Here is a 16,537-nt window from a genome sequence, read left to right as displayed (position 1 = left end):
TGCCCCGTGAAGACGACCTCACGCGAGGAATTCCGGGCGCTGGCCGCCGAGCACCGCGTCGTGCCGGTGACCCGCAAGGTGCTCGCCGACAGCGAGACGCCCTTGTCGGCCTACCGCAAGCTGGCCGCCAACCGTCCCGGCACGTTTCTGCTGGAATCGGCCGAGAACGGGCGGTCCTGGTCGCGATGGTCGTTCATCGGGGCGGGCGCGCCCTCGGCGCTGACCGTTCGGGACGGTGAAGCGGTCTGGCTCGGCAGCACGCCGCAGGACGCACCCAGTGGCGGCGACCCGCTGCAGGCGGTGCGCGACACCCTGGCCTTGCTGCAGACCGCACCGGTGCCGGGGCTGCCGCCGCTGTCGAGCGGGCTGGTCGGGTACTTCGCCTACGACATGGTGCGCCGGCTGGAGCGGCTGCCGGAGTTGGCGGTCGACGACCTCAAGCTGCCCGACATGGTGCTGCTGCTGGCCACGGATATGGCTGCCGTCGACCATCACGAGGGCACCATCACGCTGATCGCCAACGCGGTCAACTGGAACGGCACCGACGAGCGTGTCGACTGGGCCTATGACGATGCCGTCGCCCGCCTCGACGTCATGACCAAGGCGCTGGGGGAGCCGCTGCCCTCGAGCATCGCCACCTTCGAGCGCCCGCAGCCGCGGCCGCGCCAGCAGCGCACGGTCGAGGAGTACACGGCGATAGTCGAGAAGCTGGTCGGCGACATCGAGGCCGGCGAAGCGTTCCAGGTGGTGCCCTCGCAACGGTTCGAGCTGGACACCGACGCCGATCCGATCGACGTCTACCGGGTGCTACGGGTGACCAACCCGAGCCCCTACATGTATCTGCTCAACGTGCCCAATGCCGAAGGCGGACTTGACTTCTCGGTCGTGGGCTCCAGCCCGGAGGCGCTCGTCACGGTGAAGGACGGGGTGGCGACCACGCACCCGATCGCCGGCACCCGCTGGCGCGGCGCCACCGAGGAGGACGACATCCTCCTGGAGAAGGAGCTGTTGGCCGACGACAAGGAACGCTCCGAACACCTGATGCTGGTCGATCTCGGACGCAACGATCTGGGCCGCGTGTGTCGTCCGGGGACCGTCCGCGTCGAGGACTACAGCCACATCGAGCGCTACAGCCACGTCATGCACCTGGTCTCCACCGTCACCGGCCACCTTGCCGACGACAAGACCGCGCTCGATGCCGTCACCGCGTGCTTCCCGGCCGGAACTCTGTCGGGGGCGCCGAAGGTCCGGGCCATGGAGCTCATCGAAGAGGTCGAGCTGACCCGACGCGGCCTGTACGGCGGCGTGCTCGGGTACCTCGACTTCGCCGGCAACGCTGATTTCGCCATCGCGATCCGCACCGCGCTCATGCGCGGCGGCACTGCCTATGTACAGGCCGGTGGCGGCGTCGTGGCGGACTCCAACGGGCCGTACGAATACAACGAGTCGTCCAACAAGGCCAAGGCCGTCCTGGCCGCGATCGCGGCCGCCGAGACGCTGAGCGAGCCGTGAGGACCACCCGCACCGCTCAGGTGCTGCTGCTCGTCGCCGCGCTGATGCTGTGGGGCGCCTCCCGGCTGCCCTGGGTCGACGTGTCGTCGTTCGACGGGCTGGGCCAGCCGAAGGCGACGACGCTGTCCGGCGCGGCCTGGTCGACCGCCCTCATCCCGCTGGCGCTGCTGGCCGCCGCTGCCGCGGTGGCGGCGCTGGCCGTGCGGGGCTGGGCGCTGCGGCTGCTGGCGCTGCTGGTCGCCGTCGCGAGCGCCGGGATGGGATATCTGGCCATCAGCCTGTGGGCGGTCACCGACATCTCGGTGCGCGCCGCCGACATGGCGCAGATCGCGGTCATGTTCCTGGTGGGGACGCAGCGGCACTACTGGGGCGCGGGCGTGACGCTGGCAGCCGCCGTATTGACACTGGTCGGAGCCGTGCTGCTGATGCGTTCGGCAGGTCGCGGCGCGACCGCCCCGGCCACGTCGAAATACGCCGCACCGGGCGCGCGCCGCGAAGCGGTGCAGGAAGAAGCTGCCGACGGCATGTCCGAACGGATGATCTGGGATGCCCTCGACGAGGGGCATGACCCGACCCAGAACGACGGGGGGAGCAAATGAGCGTGGCCCGGTGGCAGTCTGCGCCGCCCCGGCGACTACCCTTCGAGATGATCATCTGGCTTGCCGAACCGGCACGGAAGGACGACGACGCGTTATGACTTCGGGGACCGTGCTCGACTCCATCATCGAGGGAGTTCGCGCTGATGTTGCCGCCCGCGAAGCCGCGCTGAGCCTGACCGAGGTCAAGGAGCGGGCCAAGAAGGCGCCGACGGCCAAGGATGCACTTGCCGCGCTGCGTGAGCCGGGCATCGGCGTCATCGCCGAGGTCAAGCGCGCCAGCCCGAGCAAGGGTGCGTTGGCGCAGATCGATGATCCCGCCAAGCTGGCCAAGGCGTACGAGTCCGGCGGTGCCCGGGTGATTAGCGTGCTGACCGAGGAGCGTCGCTTCAACGGGTCGCTGGCCGACCTGGACGCCGTGCGCGCCGCGGTGTCGATTCCGGTGCTGCGCAAGGACTTCATCGTCACCCCGTACCAGATTCACGAGGCCCGGGCCCACGGCGCCGACATGCTGCTGCTGATCGTCGCCGCGCTGGAACAGTCGGTGCTGACCTCGATGATCGACCGGACCGAGTCCCTCGGGATGACGGCGCTGGTCGAGGTGCATACCGAAGAAGAAGCGGACCGGGCCATCCAGGCCGGCGCCAAGGTCATCGGGGTCAACGCCCGGGACCTCAAGACCCTCGAGGTCGACCGCGACTGCTTCGGCCGCATCGCGCCCGGCCTGCCGAGCAACATCATCCGCATCGCCGAGTCGGGGGTGCGTGGCACCGCCGACTTGCTGGCCTACGCCGGTGCCGGCGCCGACGCAGTCCTGGTCGGTGAAGGCCTGGTGACCAGCGGTGATCCCCGCAGCGCCGTCGCAGACCTGGTGACTGCCGGCACGCACCCGTCCTGCCCGAAACCAGCCCGCTGAATTGTGGGCTCCTGCGCAAAGAGCAGTTGAGTTCTGATGTCTGATCGCACTGGTACTGAATTGCCGCGGATGAGCGCCGCGGTCGCCGAAGCCACAAGCCACGACCCGGACGCCAAAGGGCACTTCGGTGCCTATGGCGGGCGTCTGGTGCCCGAGGCGCTGATGGCGGTCATCGAGGAAGTCACCGCGGCCTACGACAAGGTTCGCACCGACCAGACCTTCCTCGACGAACTCGACCGGCTGCAGCAGCACTACACCGGCCGGCCGTCGCCGCTGTACGAAGCGAACCGGCTGTCCGACCACGCCGGCGGTGCGCGGCTGTTCCTCAAACGAGAAGACCTGAACCACACCGGTTCTCACAAGATCAACAACGTGCTCGGGCAGGCGCTGCTGGCCAAGCGCATGGGCAAGACCCGCGTGATCGCCGAGACCGGCGCCGGCCAGCACGGCGTCGCGACCGCGACGGCCTGCGCGCTGCTCGGCCTCGAATGCGTCGTCTACATGGGTGCGGTCGACACCGCCCGGCAGGCGCTGAACGTGGCCCGGATGCGGCTGCTCGGCGGCACCGTGGTGTCGGTCGAGGCCGGCTCGGCGACCCTCAAGGACGCCATCAACGAAGCCTTCCGCGACTGGGTCACCAACGCGGACGACACCTATTACTGCTTCGGCACCGCGGCCGGACCGCATCCGTTCCCTGTCATGGTGCGCGACTTCCAGCGCGTCATCGGTATGGAGGCGCGCGTCCAGATTCAGGAGCAGGCCGGCCGGCTGCCCGACGCGGTGACCGCGTGCGTCGGCGGTGGCTCGAACGCCATCGGCGTCTTCCACGCCTTCATCGACGACCCGGGCGTGCGGCTGGTCGGTTTCGAAGCGGCCGGCGACGGCGTCGAAACCGGAAGGCACGCAGCCACTTTCACCGGCGGATCGCCGGGTGCGTTCCAGGGTTCGTTCTCCTACCTGCTGCAGGACGAGGACGGCCAGACCATCGAATCGCATTCCATCTCAGCCGGTTTGGACTACCCGGGCGTCGGTCCCGAGCACGCCTTCCTCAAGGACACCGGTCGCGCCGAATACCGGCCGGTGACCGATACCGAGGCCATGGAAGCGTTCGGCTTGTTGTGCCGCACCGAGGGCATCATCCCGGCGATCGAGTCGGCGCACGCGGTGGCGGGTGCTTTGAAACTTGGTAGCGAACTGGGTCCGGGTTCAGTGATCGTGGTGAATCTGTCCGGCCGCGGCGACAAGGACGTCGAGACGGCGGCGAAGTGGTTCGGGCTACTGGACGGCGAGACTGGGGAAGCGTCATGAGCCGACTGGCTGGACTGTTCGAATCGTGCCGGGCCGAAGGGCGTTCGGCGCTGATCGGGTACCTGCCGACCGGCTACCCGGACGTGCAGACCTCGATCGACGCGATGGTCGCCATGGCCGAATCCGGTTGCGACATCATCGAAGTCGGCGTTGCGTACTCCGATCCCGGGATGGACGGGCCGGTTATCGCGGCTGCCACCAACACCGCTCTGCAAGGCGGGGTGCGGGTCCGCGACGCGCTGCGGGCCGTCGAGGCGATCAGCAACGCCGGCGGTCACGCCGTCGTCATGACCTACTGGAATCCGGTGCTGCGCTGGGGCGTTGACGCCTTCGCGCGCGACTTGGCGTCGGCCGGCGGCCTCGGTCTGATCACCCCCGACCTCATTCCTGACGAGGCCGACGAGTGGTTCAGCGTCTCCGACGCACACAACCTGGACCGCATCTTCCTGGTGGCGCCGTCGTCCACGCCCGAGCGGCTGGCTGCCACGGCGGCGGCCTCGCGCGGGTTCGTCTACGCCGCGTCGACCATGGGCGTGACGGGTGCGCGCGATGCGGTGTCGAACATGGCGCCGGAATTGGTGGCCCGCGTGCGGGCCGTGTCAGACATCCCGGTGGGTGTCGGCCTCGGTGTGCGTTCGAGGGAACAGGCCGCCGAGATCGCGGCCTACGCCGACGGAGTCATCGTCGGCTCGGCGCTCGTGTCGGCGCTCGGTGACGGCGGCATCCCCGCGGTCCGGGCGTTGTCCGAAGAACTGGCCCACGGAGTGCGACAGAAAGTTTCCGCGTGACCACATCGCTGCTGGCATACATCCCGAGTCCGGCCCAGGGCGTCTGGCACTTGGGGCCGGTACCGATCCGGGCGTATGCGCTCTGCATCATCACCGGCATCATCGCGGCGCTGATCATCGGCGATCGCCGCTGGGTCGCGCGCGGCGGTGAACAGGGCGTCATCTACGACATCGCACTGTGGACGGTGCCGTTCGGTCTCGTCGGTGGCCGCCTGTACCACCTGATGACCGACTGGCGTACCTACTTCGCCGAGGGCGGCGCTGGCATCGCCGGTGCCGTCCGAATCTGGGACGGCGGTCTGGGCATCTGGGGTGCGGTCGCACTCGGCGGCGTCGGCGCGTGGATCGGCTGCCGGCGGCACGGAATTCCGTTGCCCGCGTTCGGCGATGCCGTCGCGCCCGGGGTGATCCTGGCCCAGGCCATCGGCCGGTTGGGCAATTACTTCAACCAGGAGCTCTACGGCCGGCCGACCGATCTGCCGTGGGGTCTGCAGATCTTCCAGCGCAGCGATGGCTCCGGTGTGGTCAATCCGCACCTGCTCAACGGGGTCTCGACCGGGCAGGTCTACGACGTCGTGCACCCGACGTTCCTGTACGAATTGCTCTGGAACCTCCTGGTTTTCTTCTTGCTGCTCTGGGCCGACCGCCGCTTCAAGTTGGGCCACGGCCGACTGTTCGCGCTGTACGTCGCCGCCTACTGCGTCGGCCGCTTCGGCGTCGAGTTGATGCGCAGCGACACCGCCACGCTGATCGCCGGTATCCGGGTCAACTCGTTCACCTCGACGTTCGTGTTCATCGGCGCGGTGGTCTACATGATGGTGGCGCCGCGGGGCCGTGAGGATCCAGCGACGCTCGGTGGCCGTCATGCCGACGAAGCCGAGGCCGAGGCCGACGTCGAGGCTGAGGGCGCGCTGTTGGCCGTGCCGGTGGCTGTTGCAGCCGGAGCTGCTGTCGGTGGCGGGGACGACGCCGAGGAAGTCGCCGACGAGGCCGACGCCGTCGAGACGCAACCCGACGAAACCGTGGTTCTCGCGGAGCAGGCCGTGGACGCGGAGGAGTCGGCTGAAGAAGCCGAGGCAGCGGATGCCGAGGAGCCGGGCGACGAAGCCGAAGACGCGGTCGACGAGGACGCAGTCGACGCCGAGGCAGCCGTAGAGGAATCTGTCGACGAATCCGTTGAGAAGCCAGTCGATTCCGACGAGGTCGAGGACGAGGACGAATCCGACAACGAGGCCGAAGAGCTGGCCGTCGACGCGGACGAGCCTGCCGAAGAAGCCGACGAGGACGAAGCCGCCGAATCGATCGGGGAGACAGCGGAATCCGAGGACTCTGACGCGGCCGAGACCGAAGACGCAGCAGTCGAGGAAGACGTTGTAGCGGAGGATGACGCAGCCGAGGCTGAAGATGAGGCTGCCGAAGAAGCTGATTCCGCCGACGAACCTGCCGCCGACGAAGCGGCCGCGGAGACAACGGAATCCGAAGAGTCAGCCGATGAGGCTGAAGAAGTCGCCGACGAGGCTGAAGAAGAAGCCGATTCCGACGATGAACCGGCCGATGAGCCGGTCGAAGAAGCTGAGCCGAAGGTGGCAGCCACCGAAAAGGTTGAGCCAGTTGGGGTTCCCGTGTGGGAGCCGCCGGCGCCTCGTCGTCGTTGGTGGCGTCGTCAGGGCTGAGGCCAGAACCTCGCCGTTGACCCTGAAGTGTGGGCGCGATAGTGCGAGTGCAGAACGCCCGCGCCGCAGAATCGACGCGGCCGGATGTTGACGCTGCCGTGAGGGCGGAAACGGCCGAGTAGCGACGACCACCGGCGCAGGCTCAGCGCGACCTCACATTATTACCGCTGCGAAAGTGCGCACAAGCTGGACATTCATGCGATCGGTATGTTCCTGACTCACCGGTCATTTTCTTGTTTGCGGTGGTTGGATGTCCCCTGTGGATGACATAGCCGACGGAGCGCAGCTGCAGCAGTCTCGGCAGGACCGCATCCTCAATGCTGCGCTGCAGGTGTTTGCGCAGCGGGGCACGTCCGATGCGACGCTGCAGATGGTGGCCGATACCGCCGGTGTGTCGGTCGGGCTGGTGCAGCACCATTTCGGCACCAAGGACGGGTTGATCAAAGCCGTCGATGGCGTGGCCATGAACCTCATCAGCAGCACCATGTTCGCCGCTTTGAAGAGCCCGGGCCCTGATTCGGTGGAAGAGATCGGCAGGGCGGTGCACTGCCTGCTCACCGAGCACCTGGTGGTCATGGACTATCTCGGCCGGGCGGTGGCCTCTGAAACCCCTAGCGGCATAGCGCTATTCGATGCGATGGCCCGCAGTGGCATCGAGCGGTGGGAGCGCATGGTCGAGTCCGGCGATGCGGTGGACGGCCTCGATCCGGTCTGGGCCGGACTGAACCCATTGATCCTGACGCTGGGCTCGATCGTCTTGCGCCGGCACCTGGACCGTCATCTGCCCGCGTCGTTCACCTCTGATCCGGAACTGTCCAGGTGGGAACACTCGGTCAATGAGTTGATCCGGCACGGTCAGTTGCGCCAATAAGCCCACATTGGGTTTGCCCGAACCGTTACAATACGGCAATATTGTCGCTGGTTCGCGGCGAACGTCGGTGTCGAGGGGTCACCGACGTTCGCATTTCACCGCCTTAGAGCCTCTTGATGCCCTGAATGATCCTGTTGAACGGTTGCGTCGTCATCACTCCGTTCCTCAAGCTCCGCTGCATGACGCCGGCATTGACCAGCACCAGATAGCGCACTCCGCAATCCCGCCATTCGGCGGCCTGCGCGATGACTTCGTCGACGGTTCCGTTGAGGCAAATCTCGCGCATCAGCGACGGCGGGATGGCGGCAACGTGCGACAGCGCGGTTTCTTCGTCCATGCCGTGCGGCAGCAGATCCTGGGCGCCCGAGAAACCGGCTCCCAGGGGATGTTGGGCACCGTGGCGGGCGTAGACCTCGTCGGAGGCGTTGAGTGCCAACGACTTGACTATCTCGGAGTCCAGCGCCGCATCAACGGCGTCGCGACTGCGGCCAGTGATGACGAACAACATGACGGCGGGGAGCACGGCCATCGGGTCGCGGCCCGCGTCAGATGCCGCCGTGCGGACGACTTCCAGGCGTTGGACGTAATCCTTTGGCCGGTGGGGGAATCCAGGGAAGTAGGCATCCGCGTAGCGCCCGGTTGCGCGTAACATCCGTGGCCCGTGCGCGCCTATCCAGATCTCGGGCCACTTGCCGCGGTAGGGCGGCAGCTCGAAAAGGGCATCACGCAAGGGGAAATACGGCGAGTCCCGATTGACCAGTTCGCCGCCCGAATCCCAGAGCGCGCGGATGGTGGCCATCGCTTCTTCGAACCGGGCCACGGGGGCGGACCAGTCGACGCCGTACGGTTCGTTGCCTTCGCGTTCCCCCGGGCCGATGCCCAGGATCGCCCGTCCGCGGGTGAGCAGGTGCAGCGTCGCGGCCGCCTGCGCGGTCACGGCAGGATTTCGACGACCGGTGTCCGTGACAGCCACGCCCAGCCGTAGCCGGCCGATGCGATTGCGGGCGGCGGTATGCCCCAGCATGGTCCACGGCTCCATACTGGCGTCGATCTTCGGCACGACCCTGGCTGCGCCACAGTACTTTTGTTTCCATAGCGACCGCGGAAACAGTTGATTGAGATGGTCGGGCACCCAGAACGAATCGACGCGGCTCGCGACCGCACCCAGATAGCTGGCCCGGGTGAACGTCTCGGCCGCCGGCCGTGCGGCGAGGATCGGATCCGCGACACCGACACGCATTCGGGTGGTTGTGGTCATTGCGTTCCTCTGCGTTCGCCCTGGTCGGTTTCCGGCATCGAATTCGGGGTCGGTCCGTCCACTGTCCGTTGCGGGGCTGCGCAGGACATCAGCCGAACGGCGTAAATCGGCGATCGGCGTCCCGCCGGGCATCATGGACTGATGACGTCAGGCAGGGTCGCGCGCGTGGCGGCGGTGGCCGGCACCGGAGGTATGACGCTGGCCGCGCTGACGTACATCGGCCTGGCTGATCCGCACCGCCCCGGATTCGGGTTTCCTCCGTGCCCGTTCAAGGCGCTCACCGGGTGGAACTGTCCGCTGTGCGGCGGGCTGCGCATGACCCATGACGTGTTGCACGGCGACTTCTCGGCCGCGGTGGTCGACAACGTGTTCGCGCTCGTCGGATTGCCGTTGCTGGTGGCGTGGCTCGTGGTGTGCTGGCGACGACGGCTGTCGGTGGCGCCGCCGCTGGTGACCGCGCTGGTGGCGATGGTGGTGTGGACGGTGGTCCGCAATCTGCCGGGATTCCCGCTGGTGCCGACGTTCACCTAGCCGTAGCAGCCGGCCGCGGACACCGCGTCGCAACTCCCTGTTCGACTGATATTGACGTGCTGACGGGGCTCCCGGCGGGCCGTTATCTGAATCGATCCACTATGCTCATGCACTGTGAATAGGCGCGGAAAGATCGTCTGTACCCTGGGCCCGGCTACCTCCACCGATGAGACCGTCAGGGCGCTGGTGGAAGCTGGGATGGATGTGGCACGGCTGAACTTCAGTCACGGCGTGCACGCTGACCACGCGGTGGCTTACAAGCGGGTTCGCGCGGCTTCCGACGCCGCGGGCCGTGCGGTCGGAATCCTGGCCGATCTGCAGGGGCCCAAGATTCGGCTCGGCCGCTTCGCTGACGGACCCACCGAGTGGCGCACCGGCGAAACGGTGCGGATCACCGTCGATGAGTGCGAGGGCACCCACGACCGCGTGTCGACCACCTACAAGCAGCTCGCCAATGACGCCGTCGCCGGCGACCGCCTGCTCGTCGATGACGGCAACATCGGACTGACGGTCACCGAGGTCGACGGCAATGACGTGGTCTGTACCGTCACTGAAGGCGGGCGGGTCAGCAACAACAAGGGCCTGTCCCTGCCCGGGATGAATGTGTCCGTGCCGGCGTTGTCCGAGAAGGACATCGCCGACCTGAAGTTCGCCCTGAAACTGGGTGTCGACCTCATCGCGCTGTCGTTCGTCCGGTCGCCGGCCGACATCGAACTCGTGCACGAGGTGATGGACGAGGTGGGCCGCCGGGTGCCGGTGATCGCCAAGCTGGAGAAGCCCGAGGCCGTCGACAACCTCGAGGCCATCGTGCTGGCCTTCGACGCCGTCATGGTCGCCCGCGGTGACCTTGGCGTCGAACTGCCGCTCGAGGAAGTGCCGTTGGTGCAGAAGCGCGCCATCCAGATGGCCAGGGAGAACGCCAAACCCGTCATCGTGGCCACTCAGATGCTCGAGTCGATGATCGAGAACTCCCGGCCCACCCGGGCCGAGGCCTCCGACGTCGCCAACGCGATTCTCGACGGCGCCGACGCCGTGATGCTCTCCGGTGAGACCTCGGTCGGCAAGTACGCGCTCGAGGCCGTGCGGACCATGGCGCGCATCGTGAAAGCTGTCGAGGCGAACTCCACGGACGCGCCGCCGTTGACCCACGTGCCGCGCACCAAGCGCGGCGTCATCTCCTACGCGGCCCGCGACATCGGGGAGCGACTGGACGCCAAGGCGCTGGTCGCGTTCACCCAGTCCGGCGACACCGTGCGCCGGCTGTCCCGCCTGCACACCCCGCTGCCGCTGCTGGCGTTCACCGACCTGCCGGAGGTGCGCAGCCAGCTGGCGCTGACCTGGGGGACCGAGACGTTCATCGTCCCGCAGATGGACAGCACCGACGGCATGATCCAGGAGGTCGACAAGGCGCTGCTGGAACTGGACCGCTACAAGCGCGGTGACCTGGTGGTCATCGTCGCAGGCGCGCCGCCGGGCACAGTAGGCTCGACCAACCTGATCCACGTGCACCGGATCGGGGAGGAAGACCACTAGCGGGAGCGACACGTGACGACAGCTGATTTCGAGGAACTGCTCAAGGTTCTCGACGTCACCCAGGTCGATGACGACACCTTCACCGGTGGTCATCCCAGCCGGAACCCGGTCCGTACCTTCGGCGGTCAGATGATGGCGCAGGCGTTCGTCGCCGCCAGTCGTACCGTGCCGCCGAAGCTGCCGCCGACGACGATCACGACGCACTTCATCGCCGGTGGCGACCCGGGGCGGGACCTGGAGTTCAAGGTGGTCCGGTTGCGCGACGAGCGGCGGTTCGCCAACCGCCGGGTCGACGTCATGCAGGGCGACACGCTGCTGGCGACGGCATTGGTGTCACACCTGGCCGGCGGACGGAGTCTGGAGCATGGCGTCAAGGCGCCTGCGGTGCCGGATCCGTTGTCGCTGCCCACGATTGACGATCTGCTGAAGGGCTACGAGGAGACCGTTCCGCTGTTCGTCGAGGCGCTCAAACCGATCGAATGGCGCTACACCAACGACCCGGCCTGGGTGATGCGCGACAAGGGCGGCAAGCTCGACCACAACCGCGTGTGGCTCAAGACGATGGGCGCCATGCCCGACGACCAGGTGCTGCACGCCGCGGCGCTGGTTTACTCGTCGGACACGACGCTGCTGGACTCGATCATCACCACCCACGGGCTGTCGTGGGGCCACGACCGGATTTTCGCGGTCAGCATGAACCACACCGTCTGGTTCCACCGGCCGATCAAGTTCGACGACTGGGTGCTGTATTCGACGACGTCGCCGGTGGCCGCCGATTCGCGGGGCTTGGCGTCCGGGCACTTCTTCGACCGGGCCGGCCAGGTGCTGGCGACGGTGACCCAGGAAGGCATCGTCAAACACTTTCCGGGCTAAGTCCTTTCGGTCTCAGCCCTCGACCTTGACGCCGAACTCCTTCTCGATGCGGCTCCGGAAGTCCTGGACGCAGGTGCTCTGCGCGTTCTGGTCCTGCCCGGCGCGCGTCATGCAGTCGGTGTAGTCGCTGAACCCGACCTGGCGGTAGAAGCCGATCACCACGAAGACGAACACCACCGCCAGGACCGTGGCCAGCGCGCCCAGCGCGATGCCCGCCCCGGCCACCACGGCGTTGTCGGCGAGCCCCTCTTTGACCCGGTTGCGGCCGATGACGCCGCACGCGACGGCGCCAAGCCCGAACAGCAGCCCACCGACCACCGACCACGAGGTCAGCAGTCCCACGATGCCCAGCACCAGCGCGGTGGTGCCCATACCGTTGCGCGGAGCCGCCGTGTAGGGCCCGTATGCCGCGTTGGCGTACGGCGGCGGTGGCGGCGGGGGATACCCGCCACCGGGATACATGCTCATGACTGCGCAGGGTACCCGCCGTCGCTGAGGTCCAGCACCGTGCAGTCCAGGTTCGCCGGCAGATGGTGGGTGGCCACCACCACCGCGCGGTCGGCGCCGAACAGTGCACCCGGAGTGAGGAGTTCGGTGAGCAACCGCTCGCTGTCCGCCGCGTCGAGGTGTTCGGTCGGTTCGTCGAGGAGCACCACGGGGAAGTCGGTCAGCAGGGCGCGGGCGAGCAGCAGTCGGCGCCGCTGGCCGGCCGATACCGCGGCGGCCCCGCCGGCGAGCAGGGTGGACAGACCGTCGGGCAGCGTCGCCAGCCACGGACCCAGGCCGACCTGTTCCAGGGCGGTGGTGAGTTCGCCGTCGGTGGCATCGCCCCGGGCCACCAGGAGGTTGTCGCGCAGCGTGGTGTCGAACAGGTGCGCATCCTCGGCGAAAAATCCTGCCGGTGAATCGGTTTCGCGGAAGCGGTCGGCAGTCGACAACAGCAAGGTGGTCTTGCCGCGGCCACTGGCCCCCAGCACGGCGACTCGATCGCCGGCCGCCGGCTCGAGCGGTGGGACGGCCGTGAGGACGCGGTCGTCGGCATCTTCGGTCAGCATGCCGGTCAGCCGCGCGATGGCGATGCGGGCCCGCGTCAGCTGCACCGCCGCGGCCGGCAGGGCGCCGGTTGCCTCGAACGCCGACAACGGCAGCAGCATGAGGACCGCCAGCGTGGTGGGCGCGACGGTCGAGGTCAGCGAGATGGCGGCCAGCACCGCGGCGATGGCACTCGCGCCGGTGGCCAGGATCGGGACCGCGGCGGCCAGGGCGGCGGGCCGGGCGGCGCGGTCGGCGGCGTCGCCCCAACGGCGGTGGTCCTCGGTGGCCTGCGCGATGACGTCGGTCAGTCGGCCGGCCACCGCAAGTTCCGCGGCATGGTCGAGGGCCAGCATGACGGCCCCGTCGCGGTCTGAATGATGCTCTGCGGCAAGGCGCTCGGTGGCCTCCGCGGCGCGGGCCGCCTGCCATGGCGCCCACCCGCCGGCGACCACCAGCCCGGCCGCGAGGGCCAGGGCCGCGGCGGGGGAGATGACGGCGATGACGATCACCGAGGCCATCGAAAGCACCGTCGCCACGGCGATGGGTAACACCGAGCGCACCAGGGTGTCGGCCAGATCGTCGACGGAAGCGCCTGCGCGCGAGACCAATTCGCCGCTGCTCAGGCGCAGCACCGTCGCCGGTGGTGCGGCGCACAGGCGCCGGTACAGCTCGGTGCGGGCCCGGCCTGCGGCCCGCAGGGCCACGTCGTGCGATGCCAGGCGTTCGCAATAGCCCAGTACCCCACGGGAAATGCCGAACAGGCGAACCGCCACCACCGCGACGGACAACTGGAGAATCGGCGGTTGTTGCCAGGCCCGGGTGATCAGCCAGGCCGACACCCCGGCCAGGGCGAGGGCGCTGCCGAGCGCCGCGGACCCGAGGAAGACCGCCAGCGCCAGACGCGGGAGCCGGGGCCGGAGCAACGCGATCGCGAATCTAACTGTGGACACGGGAAGCACCTCCGACCTGGACGACCTCGTCGCCGATGGCCAGCACCGCGTCGCGGTGTCCGACGACCAGCACGGTGGCGCCGGCCTCGGCACGGGCCCGGATCGCGTGCAGTACCCGGACTTCCAGCTCGGCGTCCAAATGTGAGGTCGGTTCGTCGAGCAGCAGTACCGGGCAGGGCCTGCCGAGGACCCGGGCCAGCGCCAGCCGCTGCCGCTGGCCCAGCGACAGCCCGGAGCCGCCGCGGCCCAGCACGGTGTCCAGTCCGGCGGGCAGCGTGGCCAGCACTTCGTCGAATCCCGATGCGCGGCAGGCACCGTCGAGGTCGGGGAGGGTGCCGAGCAGTTCCAGGTTCTCCCGCACGGTGCCCGGAACCAGTACCGGCCGTTGCGGCAGCCAGCTGATCTGTTGCCACCAGTGCTGCCGGTCGAGCGTGCCGACTTCGAGTCGATGCGCGTCATCTCCGATGAAGACCCGGCCCGCGTCGGGCGGCGTCAGCCCCAGAATCGCCTGCAGCGCCGTGCTTTTCCCGCTGCCGTTGGGCCCGGTCAGCACGGTCACCGTGCCGGGCGCGGCCCGCAGTGTCAGCTGGTGCGGCGCCGGCCCGTCGCGACCGTCGATGCTGACCTGCTCCAACTCGATGGTCGGCCGCGCCCCGATCCGCGCGGTGCCGGATTCGGGTTGCCCGGCGGCTGCCAGCAGGCGGTAGGCCTGCCCGAAGGCGACCTTGCCGTCCTGCGCCGCATGAAATTCCACGCCGACGCGGCGCAGCGGCCAGAACACCTCGGGGGCAAGCAGCAGGACGGTCAGGGCGACCGGCAGCGTGACTCCACCGCCGACCAGCCGCAGACCGACGCCGACGGCGACCAGCGCCACCCCCAGCGTCGCCAGCAATTCGAGGACCAGCGCCGACAGGAACGCGATACGCAGCGTGGCCAGGGCCGAATGCCGATGTGCGTCAGACAGTTCGGTGATGCGTGGCGCGGCGCCCTCGGCGCGGCCGAGGGCGCGCAGGGTAGGAATGCCCGCGATGAGGTCGAGCAGACGCGACTGCAGGGTGGCCATGGCGGCCAGCGCGGCCGCTGACCGCTCGGTTGTCATGACACCGATCAGCACCATGAACAGTGGGATCAGCGGCAGCGCGATCAGGACGACCGCCGCGGATTTCAAGTCGCAGGCGGCGATCACGATCACGGCCGCCGGCGTCAACAACACGGACATGACCACGGCGGGCAGGTAGCGGGTGAAGTACGGCCGCAGTCCGTCCAGGCCGCGGGTCAGCAGGATCGCGGCCTCGTCGTGCACCGCCTGGCGACGGTGCGGCGGCAGTGCGGCGACGACGGTGAGCACCTGCGCATCGAGGTCGGCGATCATCGCGGTGGCGCCGTGCTGGCTCAACCTGGCCTGCCACCACTGGGCGCCGGCGCGCAGCGCCCACAGTGCGGCGACCGCCGCCAGCTTTGGCGCCCAGTGCGACAGCGGTGCGCCGGTGGTGATGACTCCGGCCACCACCTGCGCGGTGAGCACTGCCGCGGCGAGCGCCGCGGCAGTGATGACGACCCCGCTGCCGACCGTGGCCGTCAGATGCCGCCGCAGACCGGCGGTCATGCGGGGATTGGTCGACGATCGGGTCAGTGCGGCCCGCCGTTCCGGGACAACCCGATGGAAGCCGGGATGTGCTCGGCCGAAATTCGTTGCCGGAATACCCAGTAGGTCCAGCCCTGGTAGGCGATCACCAGCGGCGTGAGCAGCAGCGCGGCCCAGGTCATCACCTTGAGGGTGTACGGCGACGACGACGCGTTGTGGATGGTCAGGCTCCACGCCGGGTCGAGGGTGGACGGAATGAGATTCGGGTACAGGCAGCCGAACAGCAGCGCGACCACGGCGGCGACGACCACCGCCGTCGCCGCGAATGCCCAGCCGTCGGCGCGGCGCGTCCACACCAGCCGGACGGCCGAAAGCTGTGCCACCACAGCGATTCCCAGTGCTATCCAGGTCACGTCGTCGCCGTAGGCCACCTGGGTCCAGATGCCGAACGCGGCGACGATCACGGTCACCGGAACGGTCAGTCGGGTGGCGAAGCGGCGCGCGTCATCATGCACGGCCCCTTCGGTTTTGAGCGTGACGAACACCGCGCCGTGGAACGCGAACAGGCTGGCCGTGGCGATGCCGCCGAGCAGCGAGTACGGGTTGAGCACGTCGCCGGCCGACAGCTGAATCTGATGGTGGGCGTCGACCGGGAGGCCGCGCAGGATGGAGGCGAAGGCCACGCCCCACAGCACGGCGGGCAGCCAGGAGCCCAAGGCGATGCCGATGTCAGCCCGTCGGCGCCACTGCGGATCGTCGATCTTGCCACGCCATTCGATGGCGCAGACCCGCACGATCATGCCGACCAGGATGGCCAGCAGTGGCAGGTAGAGGCCCGAGAACAGCGTGGCGTACATGCCCGGGAACGCCGCGAACATCGCCGCGCCCGCGGTGATGATCCAGACCTCGTTGCCGTCCCACACCGGTCCGATGGTGTTCAGTGCGGCGCGGCGGTGCTGTTCCGGGTCGCCTTTGACGGCACTGTCGGTGCGCCCGAAGAACTCCATGAGCATGCCGACGCCGAAGTCGAACCCCTCCAGGACGAAGAAGCCCAGGAAGAGCGCGGCCAGGATGACGAACCAGAGGTTCTGAAGTGTCATGGCTGCCC

General features: G+C 68.5%; 15 protein-coding genes. 10 read left to right on the top strand and 5 right to left on the bottom strand.

The features are described from left to right. The first annotated feature begins 6 nt into the window (after window positions 1–6). The 7 genes from AC1U2B_RS06535 to AC1U2B_RS06505 all read left to right on the top strand — a co-directional run bounded on the left by AC1U2B_RS06535 (window position 7) and on the right by AC1U2B_RS06505 (window position 7,664). The gene (locus AC1U2B_RS06535) at window positions 7–1,512 is read left to right on the top strand and encodes an anthranilate synthase component I (protein WP_480216147.1); all 1,506 of its coding nucleotides are present in this window, start codon (window positions 7–9) and stop codon (window positions 1,510–1,512) included. Between the two features lie 44 nt (window positions 1,513–1,556). Beyond that, a complete protein-coding gene (locus AC1U2B_RS06530) occupies window positions 1,557–2,111 on the top strand; it encodes a TIGR02234 family membrane protein (RefSeq protein ID WP_377042142.1) in 555 nt (184 codons plus the stop codon). A 94-nt stretch (window positions 2,112–2,205) separates the two neighbouring features. Next, window positions 2,206–3,024: an indole-3-glycerol phosphate synthase TrpC gene (gene trpC, locus AC1U2B_RS06525; RefSeq protein WP_480216146.1), complete on the top strand. Its 819-nt coding sequence runs from the start codon at window positions 2,206–2,208 to the stop codon at window positions 3,022–3,024. Between the two features lie 36 nt (window positions 3,025–3,060). Beyond that, a complete protein-coding gene (gene trpB, locus AC1U2B_RS06520) occupies window positions 3,061–4,332 on the top strand; it encodes a tryptophan synthase subunit beta (protein WP_480216145.1) in 1,272 nt (423 codons plus the stop codon). Beyond that, window positions 4,329–5,120 carry a tryptophan synthase subunit alpha gene (trpA, locus tag AC1U2B_RS06515; protein WP_480216144.1) on the top strand — a complete coding sequence of 264 codons (792 nt, stop codon included), beginning with the start codon at window positions 4,329–4,331 and terminating at the stop codon, window positions 5,118–5,120. The genes trpB and trpA overlap by 4 nt, the downstream gene beginning before the upstream one ends. Further along, window positions 5,117–6,793, top strand: a complete 1,677-nt coding sequence (lgt, locus tag AC1U2B_RS06510; protein WP_480216143.1) for a prolipoprotein diacylglyceryl transferase — start codon at window positions 5,117–5,119, stop codon at window positions 6,791–6,793. The genes trpA and lgt overlap by 4 nt, the downstream gene beginning before the upstream one ends. A gap of 250 nt (window positions 6,794–7,043) precedes the next feature. Beyond that, on the top strand, window positions 7,044–7,664 hold the full coding sequence (locus AC1U2B_RS06505) for a TetR/AcrR family transcriptional regulator (protein WP_480216142.1): 621 nt from the start codon (window positions 7,044–7,046) through the stop codon (window positions 7,662–7,664). Between the two features lie 103 nt (window positions 7,665–7,767). Here the strand turns inward: AC1U2B_RS06505 and AC1U2B_RS06500 are convergent, their stop codons facing one another. Beyond that, complete coding sequence (locus AC1U2B_RS06500) at window positions 7,768–8,922, bottom strand: LLM class flavin-dependent oxidoreductase (RefSeq protein WP_480216141.1); 1,155 nt, start codon at window positions 8,920–8,922, stop codon at window positions 7,768–7,770. A 141-nt stretch (window positions 8,923–9,063) separates the two neighbouring features. Here AC1U2B_RS06500 and AC1U2B_RS06495 point away from each other — a divergent pair, with 141 nt between their 5' ends. From AC1U2B_RS06495 to AC1U2B_RS06485, 3 genes are all read left to right on the top strand, one after another. Next, entirely contained in the window at window positions 9,064–9,453 is a 390-nt protein-coding gene (locus tag AC1U2B_RS06495) for a DUF2752 domain-containing protein (protein WP_480216140.1), read from the top strand. Between the two features lie 114 nt (window positions 9,454–9,567). After that, complete coding sequence (pyk, locus tag AC1U2B_RS06490; RefSeq protein ID WP_480216139.1) at window positions 9,568–10,986, top strand: pyruvate kinase; 1,419 nt, start codon at window positions 9,568–9,570, stop codon at window positions 10,984–10,986. Window positions 10,987–10,998: 12 nt separating this feature from the next. Next, window positions 10,999–11,859 (top strand): acyl-CoA thioesterase II, encoded by an 861-nt coding sequence (locus tag AC1U2B_RS06485; protein WP_480216138.1) that lies wholly within the window; start codon window positions 10,999–11,001, stop codon window positions 11,857–11,859. A 12-nt stretch (window positions 11,860–11,871) separates the two neighbouring features. On the opposite strand, the gene AC1U2B_RS06480 is transcribed toward AC1U2B_RS06485, so the two are convergent. Genes AC1U2B_RS06480 through cydB form a run of 4 tightly spaced genes read right to left on the bottom strand, consistent with a single transcriptional unit; the run spans window position 11,872 to window position 16,529 of the window. Further along, complete coding sequence (locus tag AC1U2B_RS06480) at window positions 11,872–12,327, bottom strand: DUF4190 domain-containing protein (RefSeq protein WP_043398402.1); 456 nt, start codon at window positions 12,325–12,327, stop codon at window positions 11,872–11,874. Continuing rightward, window positions 12,324–13,844, bottom strand: coding sequence for an ATP-binding cassette domain-containing protein (locus tag AC1U2B_RS06475; protein ID WP_480216137.1), 1,521 nt, complete (start codon window positions 13,842–13,844; stop codon window positions 12,324–12,326). Before AC1U2B_RS06475 ends, AC1U2B_RS06480 begins: the two co-directional genes overlap by 4 nt. Continuing rightward, window positions 13,831–15,450, bottom strand: coding sequence for a thiol reductant ABC exporter subunit CydD (gene cydD, locus AC1U2B_RS06470; RefSeq protein ID WP_480216136.1), 1,620 nt, complete (start codon window positions 15,448–15,450; stop codon window positions 13,831–13,833). The genes AC1U2B_RS06475 and cydD overlap by 14 nt, the downstream gene beginning before the upstream one ends. 23 nt (window positions 15,451–15,473) lie before the next feature. Then, entirely contained in the window at window positions 15,474–16,529 is a 1,056-nt protein-coding gene (cydB, locus tag AC1U2B_RS06465) for a cytochrome d ubiquinol oxidase subunit II (RefSeq protein WP_480216135.1), read from the bottom strand. Between the last annotated feature and the right edge of the window lie 8 nt (window positions 16,530–16,537).

This window comes from Mycolicibacterium sp. P4_G11, assembly GCF_056555145.1.
This window is presented reverse-complemented; position numbering and strand designations above follow the sequence as displayed.